The sequence below is a fragment of the Aeromonas sp. S19(2024) genome (assembly GCF_041402625.1).
Taxonomy (GTDB): Bacteria; Pseudomonadota; Gammaproteobacteria; order Enterobacterales; family Aeromonadaceae; genus Aeromonas; species Aeromonas caviae.
In genome coordinates this window covers 1-1,355 of the sequence record NZ_JBGLQU010000028.1, presented here as the reverse complement: position 1 = coordinate 1,355, position 1,355 = coordinate 1, and the positions used below count along the sequence as shown (strand labels likewise).

At 53.4% G+C, this 1,355-nt stretch carries 1 protein-coding gene and 1 pseudogene; both read right to left on the bottom strand.

Annotated elements, in window-relative coordinates; translation table 11 throughout:
* Window positions 1–208 precede the first annotated feature (208 nt).
* The gene (locus ACB037_RS21235) at window positions 209–529 is read right to left on the bottom strand and encodes a hypothetical protein (protein WP_371175898.1); all 321 of its coding nucleotides are present in this window, start codon (window positions 527–529) and stop codon (window positions 209–211) included.
* Window positions 530–1,018: 489 nt separating this feature from the next.
* Window positions 1,019–1,355 (bottom strand): annotated as a pseudogene (locus ACB037_RS21230) (zona occludens toxin); the annotation flags it as partial.

The following is a 1,355-nucleotide window of genomic DNA, read 5'->3' as shown; positions in this document are numbered from 1 at the left end:
GTCAGGATGATGCCAGCGAGCTGTCCCACCTCCTTCCTTCCTCGAAGCCCCCTGCCCTGCTCAATTGTGGCAGGGGGCCGAGTCTTCAACATAACCACTGGCATTATGCGCGGTCAGGCTTAGGGGCAGAACAAAGGGGCCGGAGGCCCCTGGGTTTTGTGACGCCGATAATTCTGTTTATCGGCATCAAAAACTAAGAGCACACCACTCAGGCGGGCTCAGACTCAGAGCTTCGATAGACCAAGTCAAACACATTAGGCTCACTGGCTTTCAAAAGCAGCTTATCCTCCGATGAAAAGTCACCCTCATGCAGATATACCCCAGTGCTCGATGGCACCATAACCAAGTGTGCATAGTCAAAATCAGAAGTTGAAGCTGAAACCATACCAACTATACGACCATCATGATCCAAGCCCCAGGCAGCAAGTCTCAACAACCTTGGCTTGCCTTCAACTTCGAATCGGAAAAACCAGCCATCAGCTGGCATCATTTGGGTAACGCTGTGTGCACGAGGAATAGACATTGCCATAACTTAGAGCCTTTTGTTGTCGAGCCGAACGCTCCATACGGATATTGGGTCTATTGGTTACAAAACAACCCCGTAATGACAAAAATCTACAAGGTAAGAGATAACACCCTTGTCCTGTGGCCGAGTTGAGCATGTGAGGATTGAATTCCCCCCGTATTACTACCCGGGGGGCTTGGAAACCCAAGCGGCCCCAGAGCCAACCAGAAAGCCCCAAAGAGGTTGTCGCGGTGAGAGCGGCTTGTCTACGACAGGAGGCAGCAGAAGGCGCTGGACGCTCGCGGACGCGTCCGCTCGGCTCTATCGAGGCAGCAAGACAGGTTTAGCAGGAAAGGGGGTGTACCCTCCCCTGGTCAAGATGGGCATGTTTCGCCGATTGACGTAAGAGGATTATATGGGCGGACGGGAGCGGCTTATAGGGGCTAACGCCCCTGTCCACTGGCACAATTGGAACTGTATTTAACATAAACAGAAGCATTGCGCGGTTGAAGATTATGAACGGTCATCAGAAGGTCTGTCCCCTCCCCTGGTTTCCGCAAACAGCGCCCCATTTACCCGCTTTCGCAGTGCATCCCCGTCAGGGTCGCAATAAACGTCCACTGGCTGCCCCTGGTACTGGATAACCGCATGGCACGCCGTCATGGGCTTCAAATCGACGAAGAATTGCGGCCACTCCTCGGCATAAATGGCCTGTTCGTCGTCCCCCTTCCGCAGAGCAAAGCAATATTCGACGTTGTAGACGTCTCGATCACTTTTGGTGAGCACATGGCAGTTGATGATCATCCGGTATCCGGCGAACGGGCCTACAGCAAAGACGCCAGCAGCATCC